1 rRNA gene is annotated in these 314 nt (G+C 49.0%); it reads left to right on the top strand.

The window, feature by feature from the left end:
- Positions 1-16: 16 nt before the first annotated feature.
- Positions 17-314: ribosomal RNA gene (locus HMPREF3009_RS01625) — 23S ribosomal RNA — on the top strand; the annotation flags it as partial.

Raw genomic sequence — 314 nt, 5'->3', positions numbered from 1 at the left:
TTGTTGTGTTGGTTGTGTGTTCGTTATTTAGGGCGCATGGTGGATGCCTTGGCATGCTGAGCCGATGAAGGACGTGTAAGGCTGCGTTAAGCCTCGGGGAGTTGTCAATAAAGCGTTGATCCGAGGATGTCCGAATGGGGAAACCTGGCACCTGTTATGGGGTGTTACCCTTCAGTGAATTCATAGCTGTTGTGGGGGTTTACGCGGGGAAGTGAAACATCTCAGTACCCGTAGGAGAAGAAAATAAAATATGATTCTGCTAGTAGTGGCGAACGAACGTGGATGAGGCTAAACCGTGTGCATGTGATACTTGG

The sequence above is a fragment of the Corynebacterium sp. HMSC034H07 genome (genome assembly GCF_001815175.1).
In the GTDB taxonomy this organism is placed as follows: Bacteria; Actinomycetota; Actinomycetes; order Mycobacteriales; family Mycobacteriaceae; genus Corynebacterium; species Corynebacterium hiratae.
The sequence above is the reverse complement of the archived record's forward strand: the minus strand, read 5'-3'. Positions and strand labels throughout refer to the sequence as shown.